Raw genomic sequence first — 573 nt, 5'->3', positions numbered from 1 at the left:
TGCATTTGGATCACTTATCCTATGTTGAAAAACAACTGGAGAAAGTAGAGTCAGAAATTGATCGGTTACTCGAGCCTTATTTAGCATCAGTTGAACTATTAAACACGATTCCTGGAATCCAAAAAGATGCATCGGCGGTCATCTTGGCAGAGATCGGGAATGATATGTCTTGCTTCGGAGGCGATCCGCAACTAGCAGCTTGGGCCGGGTTAAGCCCGGGGAATAATGAGAGTGCAGGAAAGAAGAAAAGTTCGAAGATAGCTAAGGGGAATAAAAGTCTGAAAGCAGTGCTTTGCCAAGCAGCTTGGGCAGCAAGTAAATCTAAGGGCACGCGACTCGCATCTTTCTTTTATCGAATACAGAAACGACGAGGGCAGAAAAAGGCAACAATAGCGACAGCCCATCTCATACTTCGAATGATCTACCGAATGCTCAAGGACAAAATACCTTACCGTGAAGCAGGCTGGGACTATCTAACCTCTTCGACATCTTCTGTGGAATACTGGATAAAAAAGATTGAGGCCCAGGGGTTCACTGTTAAAGTAGAATCCACCGAAGCCTCTTAAAAATTTT

General features: G+C 44.3%; 1 protein-coding gene. It reads left to right on the top strand.

The window, feature by feature from the left end:
* The coding region (locus BK127_RS42295; protein ID WP_144026756.1) for a transposase at positions 1-566 on the top strand (566 nt) is incomplete at its 5' end.
* Positions 567-573 lie beyond the last annotated feature (7 nt).

This window comes from Paenibacillus sp. FSL H7-0331, from assembly GCF_001956045.1.
This window is presented reverse-complemented; position numbering and strand designations above follow the sequence as displayed.